Raw genomic sequence first — 18,227 nt, 5'->3', positions numbered from 1 at the left:
GGCGGCCGGAGAGGGGAGCCCCTGCATGAGCCCGTCGAATCCCGAGACTCCCGCCGCGCCGGTGAGGGGCGGTCTCGTCACCTATCTGACGCTGGAGGGCGCCCTGAAGGCGGCCGCGTTTTACGCCCGCGCCTTCGGCGCCGAGACCGTCGCTTCGCTGCCGGCCGACGAGCAGGGCCGGACCTGCCACGTGCATCTCCACGTGAACGGTTCGTCGCTGATGCTGAGCGATGCCTATCCCGAGCACGGCCACCCGTTCCAAGCGCCGCAGGCCTTCAGCCTGACCCTGATGGTCGATGACATCGATGCCCGCTACGCCCGTGCCGTCGAGGCGGGCGCGACCGCACTCATGCCGCCCACCGACATGTTCTGGGGCGACCGCTACGGCCAGCTCCGTGATCCCTTCGGCGTGACCTGGGCGATGAACCAGCCCAAGGGCTGAACCTGCCCGGTCCGCGATCCAGAGCGGCGCGCCGCCGCGCCGCTCAACCCCCCCGACACCCGACCGCGAGTGTGACGATGACCGAGACGAACCTGCACGAACTCGTCCTGACGCGCCTGATCCCGGCCTCGCCCGCCGCGCTCTACCGGGCCTGGACCGAGCCGGACCTCATCAGGCGCTGGTTCGCCCCGGCGCCCTTCAGCGTCGCCCGGGCCGAGACGGACCTGCGCCCGGGCGGCAGCACCTGCATCGTCATGCGCGGGCCGGACGGCACGGAATTCCCGAGTTCCGGCGTCTATCTCGAACTCGTCCCGAACGCGCGCATCGTCTTCACGGACGCCTATACCCGCGCCTGGGAGCCCTCGGCCAAGCCCTTCTTCACCGGCATCATCACCTTCGAGCCGGAGGGAAGCGCCACGCGCTACACCGCCCGCGCGCGGCACTGGTCGGCGGAGGATTGCGCCGCGCACGAGGCGATGGGCTTCCACGAGGGCTGGGGCCGCTGCGCCGATCAGCTCGCGGAACTGGCTGCCGGCCTGTAGCCCGCCCGCGTCCAAGACACCGCTCGAAACGAGGATGGAGAGGACCCGATGTCGACCGTCAGCACCTGCCTGTGGTTCGCCCAAAGTCCCGAGGAGGCGGTTCACTTCTACCTCTCGCTCGTGCCCGGCTCTCGCCTGGGGATCACCCAGCGCGCGCCGGGTCCCTGGCCGGGCGGGCCGGCCGGCGCGGTCATCCTGATGACCTTCACCCTCGGCGGGCAGAGCTTCCAGGCCCTGAACGGCGGCGTGCCGGCCGATTACGGCACGGCGGCCTCGATCTCCGTCTCCTGCGCGGATCAGGGCGAGGTCGACCGGCTCTGGGAGGCGCTGACGGGCAACGGCGGCACGGAGATCATGTGCGGCTGGCTGCGCGACCGCTGGGGCGTGCCCTGGCAGATCGTGCCCGAGATCCTGCCGCGCCTTCTCGCCGATCCGGACCCCGCCGTCGCGGCCCGGGTCTTCGCGGCCATGCAGGCGATGATCCGGCTCGACGTCGCCGCCCTGGAGCGCGCCGCCGCCGGGTGACGGTTCGGCTTGTCACGCCTGGACCGGCTTGGCGTCTCAAGCGCTTGGTAAGACGTGACGGGACCTCCGCGAGGCCACGCGAGCGGCATCGCGGCGCCAAGCGGGCATCTCGGCACACACGTCCCGAGAAGCATCGCGCGAAGCGAAGGCTTGGGCTTGCGGCCATCGGCGTCCGACGCCGGCGAGACAATCAGGATGATCGTTCCAAGCGATCACCTTGTCAGTGTTGAACTGTGCGATTGTACCGTATCGTACGGTCTGTTAGCCTCCGTCATCACGGGCCGACGTTTCCGGGCATCGATGTCCGTATGAAGCGTGCGCTGCCGCCTGTTGATGGGGGTGCGCGATGCCTCTTTACTTCTTCGACGTCCATGACGGCGTGGAGATCATGGACGATGTCGGGCAGTCTTTTCCCGACATCGTCGCGGCGAAACTCGAGGCCATGCGGATCGCGGCCGGCTTCGTCTCCCGTCCGAACCATGCCGACGAGGGAGGAGCGGTCGTCATCGCCATCCGCGATGCCCCCGACAGCATCCTGGCGACGGTGCGTCTCGGCTTCGTGGTCGAGTGCTGACGGCGGATCGCCACGGCCGCCGCGCACTGCCCGGTCCGACCGGGGCTGCCCGACCGCGCCTCAGCGGCTCGACACGAGCTTCAGGTTCGGGGCGGAGCACGCCGCCAGCACGGCCGCGGCCTTGCGTTCGAGTTCGCCGTCGAGGAACGGCTTCTGCACGATCCGGTCCTGGCCGACCCCTTCCCGGGTCAGGGCGCTCTGGTCGGCGTATCCGGTCACGAACAGCACGGGGATGCCCGGCCAGCGGCGCCGGATCTCGGCCGCGACCTCGACGCCGTTCATGCCGGGCATGGCGAAATCCATGACGACGAGGTCGAAGCAGGGATCGTGTTCGAGGATGTTGAGGGCGGCGAGGCCGGAGCCGGCTTCGCGGACGACGTAGTCGCCCTCGGACAGCTTGGTGACCGTGATCTCCCGTACGGCGCTGTCGTCGTCCACGACGAGCAGCACCGGCCTGTCGCCGGGCGAGCGCACGCTGGCGCAATCGATGGCGACGGGCTCGGCCGCATCGGCGGGCGACGCGGCGGCGACGCGCGGAAGGTAGACCCGCACCGTCGTGCCCTCGCCGAGCCGCGTGTCGATGCGGACCCCGCCGCCCGACTGCTTGGCAAAGCCATAGACCTGCGCGAGACCGAGGCCGGAGCCCTTGCCGATCTCCTTCGTGGTGAAGAACGGCTCGAATACCCGCGCGATCACCTCCGGCGGGATGCCCGTCCCGGTGTCGCTGACCGCCACCATGGCGTACTCGCCCGGGACCGGCTCGTGCGGGTGGGCCGGCTCGGCGGTCAGGCGGACGTTGGCGGTTTCGATGGTGAGGCAGCCGCCCACCGCCATGGCATCGCGGGCGTTGATCGCGAGGTTGAGGATGATCAGCTCGATCTGGGTCGCGTCGACGAGCGCCGACCACAGGTCCGGCTGCAGGGTCATCTCGATGCGCACCCCGCCGCCGATGGAACTCTGGAGCAGGTCGCGCATGGAGGCGACCGTTTCGTTGAGCCGCACCGGAACCGGATCGAGCCGCTGGCGCCGGGAGAAGGCCAGCAATTGCGCCGTCAGCCGGGCGCCGCGCTCGGCCGCGCCGCGCATCATGTCGAGCCGGCGCCGGGAGCGGTCGTCCGAGACCGAGCGCTCCAGGAACTCGATGTTGCCGGCGATGACGGTGAGCAGGTTGTTGAAGTCGTGGGCCACGCCGCTGGTGAGCTGGCCGACCGCTTCGAGGCGCTGAGCCTGCCGCAGGGCCTCCTCGACGCGCTCGCGCTCGCTGATCTGGCCCTGCAGCGCCACGTTGGCCTCGGCGAGTTCGCGGGTGCGCTCGGCCACCCGCGCCTCCAGAGTCTCGTTGAGCGCGCGCAGGGCCTGCTCCGCCGCCCGCCGCTCGGCATGGGCGCGGGCCTCGCCCAGCGCGCGGACGATGACCCGCGGCAGCCGGTCGAGCCGCTGCTTGGTGACGTAGTCGGTCGCCCCGTTCTTCAGCGCCTCGACGGCGACGTCCTCGCCGAGCGTACCGGAGACGAAGACGAAGGGAATCGCGGGGCAGTGCGTCCGCGCGATGGCGAGGGCGCTCAGGCCGTCGAAGGTCGGCAGGACGTAGTCGGCCAGGATCAGGTCGTGGCGGCAGCCGCTCATCGCGGCCATGAACGCCTCGCGGGTCATGACCCGATCGAGCCGGTAGGGCCGGCCGATCCCGTCGAGGACGACCGCGAGCAGCTCCGCGTCGAGGTCGCTGTCTTCGAGGAGCAGGATGCCCAGCGTCGCCTCGGCGCCGTCGGGGAGGGCGTCGCTCACGCGTTGGATGGCCAGCCTCCCCGGTGCGGCGGCGGTTCGTTCAGCACGGCCCAGAACACGCCCAGATCCTGAATGGCGTCGAAGAATTCCTTGAAGCCAACGGGTTTGACCACGAAAGCGTTCACGCCGAGTTCGTAGGAGCGGACGAGGTCACTCTCCTCGCGCGAGGAGGTCAGCATCACCACGGGAATCGCCCGCGTGCCCGGATCGCGCTTGACCGCGGCGAGGACTTCGAGCCCGTCGACCTTCGGCAGCTTCAGGTCGAGCAGGACCACGGCCGGGTCCTGAAGGTCGGGCCGGTCGTAGGCGCCGCGCCGGTACAGGTAGTCGAGCGCCTCGGCGCCGTCGCGGCAGATCACAATCTCATTGGCGAGCTGGCTCTGCTCCAGGGCCGCCAGCGTCAACTCGATGTCGTTGGGGTTGTCCTCGACGAGGAGGATCGGCTTCAGGTCGGCCATGTCAGCGTGCCCCATCACGCGAGGGGAGTGTGAAGTGGAAGGTCGCGCCGCGGCCGAGGGCGCCGTTCGCCCAGGTCCGGCCGCCGTGGCGCTCGACGATGCGGCGCACGTTGGCGAGCCCGATGCCGGTGCCCTCGAAGTCCTCGACCCGGTGCAGGCGCTGGAACACGCCGAACAGCTTGCCGACATAGGCCATGTCGAAGCCGATGCCGTTGTCGCGCACGTAGAACACGGCCTCGCCGTCCTGATCGGGCTCGCGGCCGACCTCGATCACGGCCTCGGGCACGTCGCGGGTATACTTCACGGCGTTCGAGAAAAGGTTCTCGACCACGAGCCGCAGCATCACCGGGTCGGCGTAGACCCGTCCCAGCGGGCCGATCCGCCAGTGGACGACCCGCTCCGGGGGCACGTCCTGCGCGATGCGGCGGCGGACCTCCTCGACGAGCTGGCCCATGTCGCCGGAGACGCGGTTGAGCGCGTTGCGGCCCATCTGGGAGAAGTTGAGCAGGTTGTCGACGAGCCGGCCCGCGGACAGGGCCGCCTCGGCGATGGTGTCGACGTAGTGGCGCCCCTTCTCGCTGAGGCGCTCGGCCTCGCGCGCGCGCAGAAGCTCGGAATAGCCGACGATGTGGCGGAAGGGCGCCCGCAGGTCGTGGCTCACCGAGTAGGAGAAGGCCTCCAGCTCCTTGTTCGAGCGCTGCAATTCCTCGCTCAGCGCCGCGAGTTCCTCGGCCCGGCGCAGCACGATGCCGAGCACGGCCGCGCGCAGGTCCTTGGCGGCGTCGATCTCGGGGGCCGACCAGGGCAGCGAGCGCCCCTGAACGGTCTCCTTCCAGGTCTCGAAGGATTTTCGCGGATGAAGCCGCTCGGGGCCGCCGGCCGGGTCGGAGGTCGCCGCCTTGGTCGGGTCGCCGCCCCACTTCACCGTCTGCACCACCTCGGGCCTGAACCAGAGGACGTAGCTCGCGTATTTCTGCGAGATCGAGATCGCCAGGAGGCCGCTGGCCCGGTCCGCGAAGGCGCGGCCCGGCGCGTACGCCTCGCCGAGGGCGTCGGTGACGTAGACTTGGTCGCCCATGGACTGCCCCGAGAGCCAGTCGTGGAGGGCGCGCACCTCGCCGACGGACGGCGTGGCGCCGAGCAGGCGGCAGCTCTCGGCCGTGACGACGGCCGCGCCCGCGGCGTCGGCCAGGGCGAGAACGTCCGCGGGGTGGTTGAGCAGGCCGTCGATGAACTGCTCCTCCTCGGCCATGTAGCCGAGAAGGCGCGCCTGGATCGCGCCGAGGCGGATGCGCTGCTCGGCCAGCGCCCCGCGCTCCTTGGCGGCGAGCTGCAGGGCGAAGATGCGGGTGAGGAAGTCGCAGGCGTTGCGGGCCTGGAGCGGCACGCGGTGGGCGGCCTTGTTGTGGCAGGAGATCAGGCCCCAGAGCGCGCCGTCCACGATGATCGAGACCGACATCGAGGCCTGCGTGCCCATGTTGCGCATGTACTCGACATGGACGGGCGAGACGCTGCGCAGGACCGACTGGCTGAGATCGAGCGGCGCGCCGGTCCCGGGGGTGAGCGTCGGCAGGATCGGGACCGGCTCGTAGGCGGCATCGGGGATGATGCGCAGGCGGTTGCGCCGGTAGAGTTCGCGCGCCTGGGCCGGGATGTCGGAGGCGGGAAAGCGCAGGTCGAGATAGGAGGGCAGCCTGCCGTTGCCGGCCTCGGCCACGACGGTGCCGTGCCAGTCCCGGTCGAACCGGTAGACGAGGGCGCGGTCGAAGCCCGTGATGTGGCGGATGTCGGCCGCGAGCAGACGGCACAGGTCCGCGACCGAGCCCGCGGCGTGCAGACCCTCCACGAACGCGCTCAGGCGCGGGTAGAGCGCATCGAGGCTCTGGTAGGAGGCCGCCTCGCTGGCGATCTCCTCGAATTCGAGGACGATGAGGTCGGCGGAGCGGTGCGCCGCCAGATCGTAGGAGCGGGCTCCCTCCTGCGTGTCGAGCGTCAGGCTCGCGAGGTAGCGGGCGCCCTCGCGCTCCGCCGGGGCGAGACGGAAAGCCTCGACCGCCGCGACGGCCTCGGGAAGCGCGCGCGCGAGCGGTTTGCCGTGGATCTCGGCGGCCGGGCGTCCGGGCAGGCCGGGAACGTTGGCGCTCGCCTGGACGACGCGCAGGTCCGTGCCGTCGAGCGCCACGAGGAAACCGTGTGGTTGCAGGGTCCCCAGGATGTGGATCGGCTCCCGGTCGCAGGCCGTCAAATGTGCCGCTGCCAGCGACGGTGCGCCAGAACCCAATCCCGATCTCCCGTTCCACCTCCGTGCACGGCGAGCATACAGTGCCGACGCGGCCAAGGCGACCCGGGGCGCGGCCCGGAGGATCGGGCGCGGGAGGCGGTCTGAGCTTCGCTCGCGGAGCGGCGGATGACCCCTCGCGCCGGACCGGGCGCGAGGGGAGGGCCGGTACGCTCGCGCCGTCCCGGAGCGCGCCGACCATGGGGGCCGCGATGGGATCGCGGGCTTCAGTGGGGTCTGCCGCGGCGACCGTAGCGGCGGCCGATAAAGGCGATGACCTTCGGCAGGACGAAGGCCGTCAGAAGCTTGCGGAACACGATTCACATCTCCGTCAGCGGGTGCGGCGGGCGAGCCAGCCGGCGGCGAACGCCAGCGCCGCGAGGCCGACGAGGGTGTTGGTGCGATGATTGTCGGCGTAGCGGATCGCCCGGCGGCCGTAGGCCTCGCCGCGGCGGCGGGCCTCGTGGGCGAGATGACGGCCGTCGCCGATCAGGTCGTCGGCGCGCTCGCGGGCGGCGTGGGCGAGGTGGCGGCCGTCCTCGGCGAGATCCTCGGCGCGGTCACGGGCCCGGCCGTAGGTGTACTGCGCCCCGCCGGCCACTTGGTTCACGGCGCCGCGCACTTGGCGGACGGGATCGCCCGCGAGGCCGCCGAGCGCGGTCTGGGCACGGCCCTTGAGGTGACGGGAGGCACCACGGATCTGGTCGCGGTTCATGCGGTTCTCCTTCGGCTGTGGGTCGGAGCGACGGGGCCGGACGGGCCGGCTCTCCCGATGCAGGCTCGGTTCTTCTCAGTTCTTGCCGGTGATCTTGTCGGCGAGGCCCTTGGCGCCGTCCTTGACCTTGCCGACGGTCTGCTGCGCCTCGCCCTTCAGCGCCTGCGCCTTGCCCTCGGCCGTCAGGTTGTCGTTGCCGGTCGCCCGGCCGATGCCCTGCTTGACGTTGCCGGCGGCCTCGTTGGCGAGGCCCTTGATCTTGTCGGTGGTGCTGCTCATCGGATTCTCTCCTTCATCGCGGGTCGATCGTCACCCGTGCGGCCGATCGGGGGAGGCTCCCGCCGGCCGGGACGGCGCGGCGGGAGTCGGGTTCGGGGGCGTCAGACGCGGCGGGCGTCGTAGGCGCCGACCAGGGTCGCCGGCTTCGGGGCGCCGAGGCGGCCGCCGAGATAGGCGGCGAGCGCACCGAGGAGCAGGGCGAGAGCGGCGTAGAAGGCGCCCTGGGTCGCGGCCGACTTCGTGGCCAGAGCGGCGGCCTCGGCCTTCTGCTTGGCCGTGGCGACCGCCTGCTCGTACTGCTTCTTGTAGTCCTGCACCTGCTGGCGGGCCTGATCGACCGGGATGTTCTGCGCCCGGGCCAGCGCATCGGCCGCGCGGGTCTCGGCCTGCTGCTTGTCGGCCGCATCGCCCGAAAGAAGGGCGCGGATTGCGGCGACCGCCGCGTCGCGGGCGGCCTGCGGGTCCTGGCCGGCCGTCTGCTCCTTCACCCGCTGCTCGATGCCGTCGAGCGGGTTCGAGATCTTGGAGAGCGAGGGGGCGGCGGCCTGCGCGGCCGTCTGCACCGTGCCGCCGACGAGGTTGCCCGCGCCGCCCAGCGCACCGGAGACGGAGCTCAGGGTGCCGCCGACGAGGCCGGTGGCCGCCGAGGTCAGCAGGTAGAGCACGACGAGCGTGGTCACGGCCCAGGAGACGAGGCCGTGCAGCGCGGCCGTGCCGGGCAGGGGCTTGCCCGAGAGGCGGCCGGCGATGAGGCCGCCCGCGAGCGAGGCCACGATGCCCGAGGCCACGAACCACAGCCCGGCGCCGAGCGAGACGGTCGAGGCCTCCGGATTGTCGGCGGCGGTGGTGCCGACCGAAGCGAGGCCGACCCCCACGCCGACGAGGTTGACGATGACCTGGGTCACCAGGGCGGTGACGCTGCCGGCGAAGACGGCGCCCCACGACACTTGGTTGAGCAGGACGGCGCGCGTGTCGGCTTGCGCGTCGGCCGCGAGCGGGGGAACGGTGGTCTGAATGGTCACGCTTTGACTCCGGGCAGTTCGGATCGTCGGAAAGTCTGAAGAGGGGCTCAGTCGCGGTTCGCGTTGAGCAGCAGGCCCAGGCCGAAGCCGACGAAGCCGGCGATCAGGAGCGAGGTGAGCGGGTATTCGGCGACCCCGTGGCTGACCTCGCGCCGGCCCCGGCTCAGGTAGTGGCCGCCGCGCTCATAGGCGTCCTCGGCGTAGTCGTAGGCCTCGTCCGCCGCGGTCCGGACCGCGTCCTTGGCCTGGCCGTAGAGGTTCTCGGCCTGCCCGGCCGCCTCGCGGGCGCGGCCCTCGAGAGAGTCGCTCCGAGAGCCGGTCGCGTCGCCGGCCGCGCCCTGGAGCTTGCCGCCGAATTCCTTGGCCGCGCCCGTGATCCTGTCGATATCGACCATGTCGTTCTCCTGTCGTCGGTGGATGATGACCGCGCCCTGGACGGGAGCCGCGGATGGGGTTCGCTCAGCGCCCGCGCGGCTTCGCCGTTCCCGGCGGCGCGCGGTCCCTGCGCCGGCCTTCGGCCTCGTTCCGGCTCGCGCCGGTCAGCTTGCCGATGGCGTCCTTCACCGAAGCCTTCAGGCGCTCGGCGGAGGTCTCGTTCTCTCGCCCGGTCTTTCGTTCGCTCATGGGGCACCGCGTCCTGTGCGAGGAGAAACCGGGTTGATCCTCAGATGTGGGGGTTTCGCGAGAGATCAATGGTAAGAAAATACCAGTAGAGCAGGTGCTAACTACCAGATATCGGATAGGGGAAGCCGTTTTCCCGGCCCCAGACCAGGGCCTCGGTGCGCCGGTGGACGCCGAGTTTGCGGTAGAGCGCGGCCCCGTGATTGCGCACGGTGTTGCGCGACAGGCCGAGCTTGCGCGCGATGGCGTCGTCGTCGAGCCCCGAGCAGATCAGGTTCAGGATCTGGCGCTCCCGCACCGTCAGATTGGGCGCCGAGGCATCGGCGCTCTCCTGGCCGGGCCGGCGCAGGGTGGCCAGCTTCTCGATCAGGCCGCGGCTGAACCACGAGGTGTCGGCCATCACCGTCTCGATGGCGTCGAACAGCTCCCGCTCCGTATGCTTGCGGTCGGTGATGTCCTGGAGGACGAGGAGGACGAAGTCGGTGTCGTTGATGGCGACGCGCTCGGCGGAGATCAGGCAGTCGAGGTTGGTCCCGCTCTCGTGCCGCAGGCAGACCTCGACCCCCAGCACGTGCCCCTGCCGGGCCAGGGCCGCGTCGAAGGCGACCCGCTGCGCCTCGGTCACCCAGAGACCGGCCTCGGCGACGCTGCGTCCGACGATCCCGTCCTCGCCGAAGCCGAAGACGCGGCTGAAGGCCTCGTTGATGCCGGTGACGTGCATGTCGCCTGCCCGCACCAGCACGGTCGGCACGGGCGTGAGGCGGAAGGCCTTGGCGAAGCGCTCCTCGCTCTGGCGCAGGGCCGTCTCGGCCTTCTTGCGCAGTTCGAGGTCGGCGAAGGTGAAGAGCATGCAGGGCTCGTCGCCCATCTCGATGGGCTGCCCGGCCACGATCACGAAGCGGCTCCCCCCGCCGGGCAGGGCGAGGCAGGCCTCCATCTGCGGGATGGTGCCGCCCTCGTGCAGGCGGGCCACGGCGAGGTCGCGGTTGCGGGCATTGGCCAGCACGTCGACCTCGTAGACGCTGCGCCCGATCACGTCGTCGCGGGTGAAGCCGCTCATCTCCAGGAAGCCGGCATTCACCTTCACGTGGCGCAGGTCGGACAGGCGCGTGATGATCGCGGGGGCCGGGTTGGCGTTGAAGGTGCGCTCGAAGCGCTCCTCGGCCTCGAACTGGTCGGACACGTCCTTGAGGATGAGCGCGAGGCAGCTCGGATTGCCCTGCCGGTCGGTGGCGACGAGGCTTCGCAGCGAGTGCACGAAGTCCCGATCCGGCCTGTCCGCGCGCCGGACCTCGACGACGACGTCGTGGAACTGTTCGCCGGCCACGACGCGCTCGATCGGGTAGGTCTCGGGCTGGCGGTTGTTGCGGTAGCGCAGGGCGAACCGCTCGCGATAGGCATCGACGGTCGCGCCGATCTCGTCGAGGCTCTCGGCGCCGTGCATCGCCAGGGCCGCCGCGTTGGCGTAGGCGATGGTCTGGTCGGGCTCGACCAGGATCACCCCCTCGCTCAACCCGGCGATGATCTGCCGGAGTTCATGTCTGTCGACATCCGCGGTCACAGCTCGGAACAGCCCTTAATCTTTGTTACTGCCGGTGCGACAGCGGGCCACTAACGGGTTGTGCGCAAGCGAGTTCCAGGGGAAATGCGCGTTTCGCTGGTATACTTGCACCACACACGCGATCGTTATCGACCAGCTCCGAGCGTGAGGGGCGGTGTTTCGGGCGCGCATTCCCCGAAGTAGCCTTCGACGCCTTCGGACCGGCGTCGGAACCGCCGGCAGAGGGTCGGATGACTGCGATCGATCCGTGTCCCGTGCCATGATTCTCGCGCCGTGATCCTCGACCCGCTGCGCAACGGGCGACAGGCCGAGCAGCGGCACCAGCAACGGCAGGGCGAGCACCACCAGAACGCCGAGCACGGCCGTGAAGGCGATGGAGGCGGCGACATCCTCGCCGTCCGGGCCGATGACAGGGACGGTCGCGGCGATGGCGAGCGCCACGACCGCGGCGATGCCGACGAGAAGACCGGCGCCGGCCGCCCACAGAGTCGCGAGGCTGAGCGCGGCGCCGAAGGCGATGCCGGCACGAAAGCGCTCCGGCGGGGCCCAGGCGGCGCGGGATGCTCTTGCCGTTCAGGCGCAGCCGTGCGGCAGCGCACTTATTTGATCGCAAGCTAACGAATTATGCGGCTGGTCTCACAATTCGGCCTCAAACGAGCGGCCAAGTCGGGGGCATCGACGAGCGGGAGAGAGCCGGTGCGAACCGGCCGCCGAAGGAGCAACCGCCCCGGAAACTCTCAGGCACCCGGACCGCTCGTTCGTTCGACACTCTGGAAAGCGGAGCCGACGCTCCCGCCGATGGTGTAAGCCGAGCCTTTCGAGACTCCGGCGAAACTCTCAGGCCGATGACAGAGGGGGCTCTGCGTGCACACCGCACGCGACGCGTCCTCGGAGGTCTGCACGATGACACCCGCTTAACGTCCGCCCCGCTGCGAGCCGCGCTCGGCTCGCGCCCGCCTCACCTTGTCCGAAAGCCGGCCGGCCCGTGCCGCGAGCCGACCCGTCGATGCGTGCCCGTGGCCTGCCGCGGCGCGCCGACGCGCGCCGTCTCCTCGAACACGGCCTGCCTCCGAACACAGCCCGCCCCCAAACACAGCTTGGATGTCATCCGATGTTGCCCACCCGTCGATCCCTTCTCCTCGCCGCGGCCGTCCTGGCTCCCGGCCGCGCGCAGGCGTTCTTCTGGGACACCGAGCCCGAGGCGCCGAAGACGCCGGAGCCCGTCGCCCCGTCCTCGAACCGCGAGGCTTGGTATATCGGCGAGATCCCGGACGAGCCGTTCAACATCCCCAAGGTCGATCTGGCGCTCGTGCCGCCGGAATTCCGCAAGCAACGCGTCGATTACGACGGGCCGGAGCGGGCCGGCATCGTCGTGATCGATACGCACGAGCGCTTCCTCTACCTCGTGCTGGAGGGCCGGACCGCGCTCCGCTACGGCATCGGGGTGGGGCGGGCCGGCTTCACGTGGTCGGGCATCGCGGCGGTCCGGCGCAAGGCGAAGTGGCCGGGCTGGCGGCCCACGCCGGCGATGCTGAAGCGTCGGCCCGATCTCCCGCGCTACGTCGAGCCGGGGGTGAACAACCCGCTCGGCTGCCGCGCCCTCTATCTCTATCAGGGCGCGCACGACACGCTCTACCGCATCCACGGCACCAACGAGCCCTGGACGGTGGGCGGCACGGATTCCTCGGGCTGCATCCGGCTCCTCAACGAGGACATCCTCGATCTCTACGGGCGCGTGCCCCTCGGCACCACGGTCGTCGTGAAGACTTCCCAGCCGGAGGTGATGGTGCAGCGCGAGTGGGACGAACGCCCGCGCGCCGACAACCAAGTCCTGCTCTTCAAATAAAGACCCCTTGCGATGTTCGAGACCGCAACAGCGACCCTGGACTGGCTCGGCGTGATCGTCTTCACGGTCACGGGAGCCCTCGTCGCCTCCCGCAAGGAGATGGACTTCGTCGGCTTCGCCGTGCTCGGCACGGCGACGGGCATCGGCGGCGGAACGATCCGCGACCTGCTGCTCGGCGCGCCGGTGTTCTGGACCCGCGAGCCGAGCTACCTGCTGGCCTGCCTGTTCGTCTCGTGCCTCGTCTTCTTCGCCGCGCACATCCCGCAATCCCGCTACCGCTTCCTGATCTGGCTCGACGCCCTGGGCCTCGCGCTGTTCGCGGTGGCGGGCGCGGAGCGGGCGCTGCAGGCGGGGGCGAGCGCCACGGTGGCCGTCGTCATGGGCGTCGTCACCGCCACCTTCGGGGGCGTGGTCCGCGACCTGCTCGGCGGCGAGAGCCCGGTGATCCTCAGCCGCGAGATCTACGCCTCGGCCGCAGGGGCCGGCGCGGGCAGCTTCGTGGCGCTGACGGCCCTGGGCGCGGAGCGGGACCTCGCGCTCGGTCTCGGCTTCCTGGTCTGTCTCGCCGTGCGCGCCGCCTCGCTCCGCTTCGGCTGGGCGCTGCCGCGCTACCGCCCCCGGTCCGGTCTCCCGCAAGGCTGACGGGCGGCAGGGCGGTGCCCGCTCGGCCCGCGGGCGCGGAGGCCGCCCGGGCCGTCGTCGGGGTTAGGCGGCGACGGGCTCAGGGTGGGGCTCCCGGCCGGGGATCGTGCGAAATCGACGGGGGGCGGAGCGTGTGGCGAGGACGCCCGATCCTCAGCGCCCGTTGCCGCTCGGAGCGGCGGACGGGCCCCCGCGCCAGAATCGTAACAGGTCGAAATGCGGCGTCTCGCCCTTCGGCTCGACCGCGACCGTCGCGGTGCGGCCCGAGACCAGCCGCAGGCGATCGGGGACCGCCGCCAGCTTGATCCGGACGGGGATGCGCTGCGCCAGCCGCACCCAGGCGAAGGTCGGGTTCACGCTGGCCAGCAGGTTGGAGCCGGCGGTGCGCTCACGGTCCTCGATGCCGCCGGCGATACTCTCGACATGACCCTCCAGCGTGGCGTCCTCGCCCATCAGCCGGATGCGCGCCCGGTCGCCGACATGGATGCGCGGCAGCTTCGTCTCCTCGAAGTACCCCTCGACCCGGAGCGTGTCACTGTCGATGAGCGCCATCACGCCGCGGCCGGTGGTGACGTAGGCGCCGGGCCGAAGCTCCATGTTGGTGATGCGCCCGTTGACCGAGGCCTTCACCGCCGAGCGTTCGAGGTTGAGCCTGGCCAGATCACGGTCAGCCGCCGCCTGATCGTAGGCCGCCTTGGCCTCCAGATCGGTGGCCCGGGCCGCCTCGACCCGCTGCTGCGACACGGCGGCGTCGCTCAGCTTCGAATAACGGGCGTAATCGGCCGAGGCCTGCTCGGCGCTCGCCCGCTTGCCCTCCACCACCGCCTCGGCCTGCCGCAGGGCCAGGGCGAAGCGCTCCGGGTCGATCCGGAACAGCACGTCGCCGCGCTTCACCACGCCGTTATCCGAGACGAGAACCTCCGTGACGAGGCCCGAGACATCGGGAGCCACCGGCACCACGTCGGCCCGCACGCGCCCGTCCCGGGTCCAGGGGGCCTCCATGTAGTAGTCCCACAGCGCGAGGCCGACGACGACGGCGGCCGCGACCATTCCGAGCGTGACCAGAAGGCGGAACGAGAGGGCGAGGAACCGGGGCATGGGAAGAGGTCCGAAGGGCGGGACGGCGGGCGCGCAAGAGCCGGGTCTTCACGAAGTGAGGGGAACCGCGACCGAGACCACGGCCCCGAGGAGCACCACGTAGAGCGCGAGATCGAAGAGCGGGCGGTGCCAGACGAGGCGGTAGAAGCCGCTCCAGGCCAGGAGCCGCCGCAGGGGAAGGCTAATCAGGAGGGCGAGCAGCATCCAGGCCGCGAGGCTGGGCACGAAGACGCCGTAGAGATCGAACTCGCCCGTCATGCCGCGAGCTCCGCGTCGGGGGTGGAGGGCGTGGCGGCCCGGTAGGGAGCGGCGTCCGGGAACAGGCCCCGGCGGATGCCGACGAGGCCCATGAGCGCGGCTCGGCCGGGCGCCTGCCGGGCATCGGCCGAGACCGCGTCGAGGCTCGCATCGATGGCGTCCAGAAGGGCGGGCGGCGGGACGGCGGCGCTCCTGAAATGGCGCGCCAGGGCGACCAGCAGCGCCTCGACCGCGGCCCTTGCCGGGCCTGAGAGCTGCCGCCGGTCGCGGCGCAGTTCGACCAGATTGATGCCGACGCGGACCTCGGCGAGGAGATCCGCCGTCCATTCCGCGTCGTCCGGCGGCAGGGCCGCGAGGCGCGGCGCGATCAGGCCCAGCCGGTCGAGCATGAGCGCGGCGAGTTCGAGCCCGTCCTGCGCGCCGCGCCGCTCCGCGGCCTCGGCGAGGCTGCGGCGGTTGACGGCGCGCAGGCGCCGGGCCGACCAGCCGGCCCCGACCGAGCGGACGAGGCGCGTGACCAGGGCGGCCGACCACATCCCGAGGATGACGGCGACCGAGGCGTTGGTGAAGGCGGCGAAGTCGCCCGCGTAGCTGCCCTGGAGCGCGATCATCGCCGAGCCGTTGACCGCCGCGCCCATCGCCATCGGCGCCGTGCGCGGCTGCGTCATGAACACCCCGCAGAGCAGCAGGCCGGGTGCCAGCGCCAGGGTCAGCATCTCGAAGGTGGTGGCGAGCGGCAGCACCGCGAACAGGTAGGCGCCCGCGCCCAGCGCACCGAGGATGGCCGAATTGGCGAAGCCGACGATGAACGGCGCCGGGTCGTCCTGAGCGGCGAAGAAGCTGCAGCCGACCGCCGCCATCATCGGCGCGCCGGCCCCGTCGGGCCAGCCGGTCGCGATCCAGATCGCGCAGGTGAGCAGGATGGAGAGGAACACGCCGATCCCGGACAGGAGCGCCATGCCGTGGTCGCGGTGGCGGATCGTGCGCGCCGCCGCGGTGTAGCGGAATGCGAGCGTCTCGGTGACGGGCGTGCCGTCGGCGATGTGGCGCTGGAGCAGGCGGGCGTCCTGGCGCAGGTCGATGAAGTCGCGCAGGCGCGCCAGGAGGCTCGCGCGCACGAGATCGTCCCAGGCGGCCCGCTCGCCGAGGCTCGGCTCGATCTCGCCTGCGCGTGCCTTCAGCCGCGCGGCCTCGACCGGATCGGTGGTGCCGGAGGTGAGCCACGCCGCCATGTCGTCGAGGAGGCTGCGCAGCCGCTGCGGCAGCGCTCCCGTCCGCTCCAGCGTGCCGATGCGGTCGGCGATCGCCGAGGCGATGGGCAGGAACATCAGCATGTGCTGGCGCAAAGTCGCCATGGCCTCGACCGAGCGCTCCGCCCCGGTCATGTCGTAGCGCAGGGGTGTCGCCAGGGCGTCGAAGGCGACGGCATCCGACGCCAGCCGCAGGCGCTTGGCCTGACTGTCCTCGGCCGTGCGGGCGCGGCCGAGGACGTCCACGACCCAGCCGCGCGCGTCGCGCAGCCACGCGTCCAGTCGGCCCGCGATCACCGGCGCGACGGAGCGGGGCAGCAGAACCGTGTTGACGAGGCCGGCGCAGAGAATGCCGAGGGTGATCTCCTCCGCCCGCGCAACGGCGGTGTCGAACATCGCCGAGGGATCGCCGACGCTCGGGAAGCCGATCAGCGCGGCCGTGTAGCCGCCGAGCATCATCAGGTAGCTGCGCGGCGTGCGGTCGAGCAGCGAGACGTACAGGCAGACGGCGACCCAGAGCGCGATGGCGACGGTCAGCAGTTCCGGCGCATTCGCGAGGTTGGGCACGAGGACGACCGTCACCACCGCGCCGAGCGCCGTGCCGAGAACCCGGTAGAGCGCCTTGGAGCGGGTGGCGCCCGCCAGCACCTGGCTGGTGATGTAGACGGTCCCGAGTGCCCAATAGGGCTTGGGCAGGTCGATCCAGAACGCGAGGTACAGGGCCAGCATCCCGGCCCCGAAGGTCTTGATCGAGAAGGCCCAGTCGCGCCAGCCGGGGAGCGTCACTCGCGGGCTTCCCCGTTCGAGGGCTCGGTCGCGGGCGCGTCGCGGCCGAACTCCTGAACGGCCCGGAAGACCCGCAGGCCGGCCTCCAGGTCGGCCTCGCTCACCCCGGCGAAGACGCGCTCCCGCAACCGGTCGAGATCGGCCTCGATCTTCGCGACCAAGGCCTCGCCGGCCGGCGTCAGGCTCAGCACCTTGGCCCGCCGGTCGGTCGCATCCTCCTGCCGCTGGACCAGCCCCGCTGCGCAGAGCCCGTCGAGCAGGCGCACCAGCGACGGCCCCTCGATGCCGATCGCCTCGGCCAGGGCGTTCTGGCGGGGCTCGCCCTCCATGCGCCGGATCATCACCAGCGGCAGGGCGGCGGCGTCGGAGATGCCGTGCGCATCCGTCGCCGTGTCGGCGAGGCGGCGCCACTGACGCCCCGTGAGAAGAAGGGTCTGGGTGTAGTCCCGATGCAGCCGGGTCCGGTCCTTGGCGGCCAACGCATTCTTCCCACAGCGACGATGAGGAACGTTTCCGACGGCGACACGGCCATAAAGATAGTATGCTATCTATTTTGGCGGGATCGGACAAGTCCGGGCCCGCGGCCTGTCGGCACCTGCGCGGGCCGTCAGAAGCCGCTGCGGACGCGCAGATGGGTGTGGGTTCCGGCCGCGCCGTCCTCGTGCGCATGCACATGCGTGTCGTGGGCCACAGGGATCAGGTTGAGCGTGCCGTGCATGACCCCGCGTTCGAGGAACAGCCTCTCGGCATAGGCCGAGACATCGCCCGCAGGGCCGCGCATTACGGTCACGTCGACCGAGGTCGTGTGGTCGAGCGGGACGGACAGGGAGGCGACCGCCTGATCGTGCCGGTCGAGCCGACCCTGCGGCACCCGGGTGGCAAGCGTCCGCACGGATTGGTCGATCGTGTAGCTGACGATGCCGAAGCACGGCGCGTCGACCGGCGCCTCGGGCCGGGCGGACAGGCCGCGCCGCATCAGGTCGCGGATGGCCTCGGAACGGCTCGCCGCCCCCGTTCCGTCGATGTAGGCGTCCAGCGCGGCGGCCAAGTCGTCATCGATGGCGATGGTGATGCGCTGCATGGAGGACTCCGGCCCTGCCGGCGACCGGCCGGGGCGCGTGGTCCCGGGGGTTCGCTCGGCATCCCTGCGGACAGTGTCGGCCCGGCCCGGCGCCGCCGCAAGTCCGGTGCCTCTTCCCGATCGGCACGGATCTTGAAAACGCCGCGACCGGTCGGGCGCGCCCGGGCATTGCGGGCCGAGAGAGGGTCTGCAGTGCAAGGGAACAACGGGACGAGGGGACGGCGTCAGGGCGCCAGGGAGTATGAAAAATGCGCAGCTTGTGCCTACTCCTTGTTCGAACGTTCGGATGAGCCCAGGGCGCCGCCGGGCCTCATGCCCATCCCGCCGGCCGATCCCGCCTCCGTCGGCACCAGCGAGAGCATCTTCAACTTCGGCTCGTCGGTCTCGGCTTCGGCCGCCCGCGATCTTCACCAGCCCGCAGCCGCGCCTGACGCTGCTCGCCGGCATCACCTCCAGCTTTGCAA

Annotated in this window: 20 protein-coding genes, 1 pseudogene and 1 riboswitch; of the genes and pseudogenes, 6 read left to right on the top strand and 15 right to left on the bottom strand. The window is 71.2% G+C overall.

Features of this window, described 5'->3' with window-relative positions; all coding sequences use genetic code 11:
• Positions 1–25 precede the first annotated feature (25 nt).
• The 4 genes from ACPCJR_RS19880 (at position 26) to ACPCJR_RS19865 (ending at position 2,083) form a co-directional block, all read left to right on the top strand.
• The gene (locus tag ACPCJR_RS19880) at positions 26–442 is read left to right on the top strand and encodes a VOC family protein (RefSeq protein ID WP_391514584.1); all 417 of its coding nucleotides are present in this window, start codon (positions 26–28) and stop codon (positions 440–442) included.
• Positions 443–519: 77 nt separating this feature from the next.
• Positions 520–984, top strand: a complete 465-nt coding sequence (locus ACPCJR_RS19875) for an SRPBCC family protein (protein ID WP_391514586.1) — start codon at positions 520–522, stop codon at positions 982–984.
• Between the two features lie 48 nt (positions 985–1,032).
• On the top strand, positions 1,033–1,509 hold the full coding sequence (locus ACPCJR_RS19870) for a VOC family protein (protein WP_391514589.1): 477 nt from the start codon (positions 1,033–1,035) through the stop codon (positions 1,507–1,509).
• A 346-nt stretch (positions 1,510–1,855) separates the two neighbouring features.
• Positions 1,856–2,083 carry a DUF6894 family protein gene (locus tag ACPCJR_RS19865; protein ID WP_391514591.1) on the top strand — a complete coding sequence of 76 codons (228 nt, stop codon included), beginning with the start codon at positions 1,856–1,858 and terminating at the stop codon, positions 2,081–2,083.
• 60 nt (positions 2,084–2,143) lie between these two features.
• On the opposite strand, the gene ACPCJR_RS19860 is transcribed toward ACPCJR_RS19865, so the two are convergent.
• The 10 genes and pseudogenes from ACPCJR_RS19860 to ACPCJR_RS19815 form a co-directional block, all read right to left on the bottom strand.
• Positions 2,144–3,868, bottom strand: coding sequence for a response regulator (locus tag ACPCJR_RS19860; RefSeq protein ID WP_391514593.1), 1,725 nt, complete (start codon positions 3,866–3,868; stop codon positions 2,144–2,146).
• Entirely contained in the window at positions 3,865–4,326 is a 462-nt protein-coding gene (locus tag ACPCJR_RS19855; RefSeq protein ID WP_391514595.1) for a response regulator, read from the bottom strand. The genes ACPCJR_RS19860 and ACPCJR_RS19855 overlap by 4 nt, the downstream gene beginning before the upstream one ends.
• Before the next feature lies 1 nt (position 4,327).
• Positions 4,328–6,607, bottom strand: a complete 2,280-nt coding sequence (locus ACPCJR_RS19850; RefSeq protein WP_391514596.1) for an ATP-binding protein — start codon at positions 6,605–6,607, stop codon at positions 4,328–4,330.
• Between the two features lie 328 nt (positions 6,608–6,935).
• Positions 6,936–7,319, bottom strand: a complete 384-nt coding sequence (locus ACPCJR_RS19845; RefSeq protein WP_391514598.1) for a CsbD family protein — start codon at positions 7,317–7,319, stop codon at positions 6,936–6,938.
• Between the two features lie 75 nt (positions 7,320–7,394).
• Positions 7,395–7,598: a CsbD family protein gene (locus ACPCJR_RS19840; RefSeq protein ID WP_391514600.1), complete on the bottom strand. Its 204-nt coding sequence runs from the start codon at positions 7,596–7,598 to the stop codon at positions 7,395–7,397.
• Positions 7,599–7,699: 101 nt separating this feature from the next.
• On the bottom strand, positions 7,700–8,620 hold the full coding sequence (locus tag ACPCJR_RS19835) for a PhnA-like protein (RefSeq protein WP_391514602.1): 921 nt from the start codon (positions 8,618–8,620) through the stop codon (positions 7,700–7,702).
• Positions 8,621–8,667: 47 nt separating this feature from the next.
• A complete protein-coding gene (locus ACPCJR_RS19830) occupies positions 8,668–9,015 on the bottom strand; it encodes a CsbD family protein (protein WP_391514604.1) in 348 nt (115 codons plus the stop codon).
• Between the two features lie 64 nt (positions 9,016–9,079).
• Positions 9,080–9,244, bottom strand: coding sequence for a CsbD family protein (locus ACPCJR_RS19825; RefSeq protein ID WP_391514606.1), 165 nt, complete (start codon positions 9,242–9,244; stop codon positions 9,080–9,082).
• A 97-nt stretch (positions 9,245–9,341) separates the two neighbouring features.
• Positions 9,342–10,802 carry a helix-turn-helix transcriptional regulator gene (locus ACPCJR_RS19820; RefSeq protein ID WP_391514608.1) on the bottom strand — a complete coding sequence of 487 codons (1,461 nt, stop codon included), beginning with the start codon at positions 10,800–10,802 and terminating at the stop codon, positions 9,342–9,344.
• Positions 10,803–11,096: 294 nt separating this feature from the next.
• A pseudogene (locus ACPCJR_RS19815) lies at positions 11,097–11,366 on the bottom strand (putative sulfate exporter family transporter); the annotation flags it as partial.
• Between the two features lie 109 nt (positions 11,367–11,475).
• Positions 11,476–11,565, top strand: a riboswitch (glycine riboswitch).
• A 348-nt stretch (positions 11,566–11,913) separates the two neighbouring features.
• On the opposite strand from ACPCJR_RS19815, the gene ACPCJR_RS19810 reads away from it, so the two are divergent.
• Positions 11,914–12,648, top strand: coding sequence for a L,D-transpeptidase (locus ACPCJR_RS19810; protein ID WP_391514610.1), 735 nt, complete (start codon positions 11,914–11,916; stop codon positions 12,646–12,648).
• A gap of 12 nt (positions 12,649–12,660) precedes the next feature.
• Positions 12,661–13,290: a trimeric intracellular cation channel family protein gene (locus ACPCJR_RS19805; protein ID WP_391514612.1), complete on the top strand. Its 630-nt coding sequence runs from the start codon at positions 12,661–12,663 to the stop codon at positions 13,288–13,290.
• A gap of 153 nt (positions 13,291–13,443) precedes the next feature.
• Here ACPCJR_RS19805 and ACPCJR_RS19800 read toward each other — a convergent pair whose 3' ends face one another.
• From ACPCJR_RS19800 to nikR, 5 genes are all read right to left on the bottom strand, one after another.
• Positions 13,444–14,388 (bottom strand): efflux RND transporter periplasmic adaptor subunit, encoded by a 945-nt coding sequence (locus tag ACPCJR_RS19800; RefSeq protein ID WP_391514613.1) that lies wholly within the window; start codon positions 14,386–14,388, stop codon positions 13,444–13,446.
• Between the two features lie 48 nt (positions 14,389–14,436).
• Positions 14,437–14,646, bottom strand: coding sequence for a DUF1656 domain-containing protein (locus tag ACPCJR_RS19795; protein ID WP_110353597.1), 210 nt, complete (start codon positions 14,644–14,646; stop codon positions 14,437–14,439).
• Positions 14,643–16,682, bottom strand: coding sequence for an FUSC family protein (locus ACPCJR_RS19790; RefSeq protein WP_391514615.1), 2,040 nt, complete (start codon positions 16,680–16,682; stop codon positions 14,643–14,645). The genes ACPCJR_RS19795 and ACPCJR_RS19790 overlap by 4 nt, the downstream gene beginning before the upstream one ends.
• Positions 16,679–17,161 carry a MarR family winged helix-turn-helix transcriptional regulator gene (locus ACPCJR_RS19785; protein ID WP_391514617.1) on the bottom strand — a complete coding sequence of 161 codons (483 nt, stop codon included), beginning with the start codon at positions 17,159–17,161 and terminating at the stop codon, positions 16,679–16,681. Before ACPCJR_RS19785 ends, ACPCJR_RS19790 begins: the two co-directional genes overlap by 4 nt.
• A gap of 128 nt (positions 17,162–17,289) precedes the next feature.
• On the bottom strand, positions 17,290–17,763 hold the full coding sequence (gene nikR, locus ACPCJR_RS19780; protein WP_391514619.1) for a nickel-responsive transcriptional regulator NikR: 474 nt from the start codon (positions 17,761–17,763) through the stop codon (positions 17,290–17,292).
• Positions 17,764–18,227 lie beyond the last annotated feature (464 nt).

The organism is Methylobacterium sp. NPDC097929 (genome assembly GCF_049543375.1).
Lineage (GTDB): Bacteria > Pseudomonadota > Alphaproteobacteria > Rhizobiales > Beijerinckiaceae > Methylobacterium.
Note: the sequence above shows the minus strand (reverse complement) of the source record. Positions and strands in the feature narration are given on the sequence as shown.

What these genes read in the sequence shown, in the direction of transcription:
- ACPCJR_RS19880 (WP_391514584.1), top strand. Translation starts at nt 26, where the DNA reads ATGAGCCCGTCGAATCCCGAGACTCCCGCCGCGCCGGTGAGGGGCGGT.
- ACPCJR_RS19875 (WP_391514586.1), top strand. Translation starts at nt 520, where the DNA reads ATGACCGAGACGAACCTGCACGAACTCGTCCTGACGCGCCTGATCCCG.
- ACPCJR_RS19870 (WP_391514589.1), top strand. Translation starts at nt 1,033, where the DNA reads ATGTCGACCGTCAGCACCTGCCTGTGGTTCGCCCAAAGTCCCGAGGAG.
- ACPCJR_RS19865 (WP_391514591.1), top strand. Translation starts at nt 1,856, where the DNA reads ATGCCTCTTTACTTCTTCGACGTCCATGACGGCGTGGAGATCATGGAC.
- ACPCJR_RS19855 (WP_391514595.1), bottom strand. Translation starts at nt 4,326, where the DNA reads ATGGCCGACCTGAAGCCGATCCTCCTCGTCGAGGACAACCCCAACGAC.
- ACPCJR_RS19845 (WP_391514598.1), bottom strand. Translation starts at nt 7,319, where the DNA reads ATGAACCGCGACCAGATCCGTGGTGCCTCCCGTCACCTCAAGGGCCGT.
- ACPCJR_RS19840 (WP_391514600.1), bottom strand. Translation starts at nt 7,598, where the DNA reads ATGAGCAGCACCACCGACAAGATCAAGGGCCTCGCCAACGAGGCCGCC.
- ACPCJR_RS19830 (WP_391514604.1), bottom strand. Translation starts at nt 9,015, where the DNA reads ATGGTCGATATCGACAGGATCACGGGCGCGGCCAAGGAATTCGGCGGC.
- ACPCJR_RS19825 (WP_391514606.1), bottom strand. Translation starts at nt 9,244, where the DNA reads ATGAGCGAACGAAAGACCGGGCGAGAGAACGAGACCTCCGCCGAGCGC.
- ACPCJR_RS19810 (WP_391514610.1), top strand. Translation starts at nt 11,914, where the DNA reads ATGTTGCCCACCCGTCGATCCCTTCTCCTCGCCGCGGCCGTCCTGGCT.
- ACPCJR_RS19805 (WP_391514612.1), top strand. Translation starts at nt 12,661, where the DNA reads ATGTTCGAGACCGCAACAGCGACCCTGGACTGGCTCGGCGTGATCGTC.
- ACPCJR_RS19800 (WP_391514613.1), bottom strand. Translation starts at nt 14,388, where the DNA reads ATGCCCCGGTTCCTCGCCCTCTCGTTCCGCCTTCTGGTCACGCTCGGA.
- ACPCJR_RS19795 (WP_110353597.1), bottom strand. Translation starts at nt 14,646, where the DNA reads ATGACGGGCGAGTTCGATCTCTACGGCGTCTTCGTGCCCAGCCTCGCG.
- nikR (WP_391514619.1), bottom strand. Translation starts at nt 17,763, where the DNA reads ATGCAGCGCATCACCATCGCCATCGATGACGACTTGGCCGCCGCGCTG.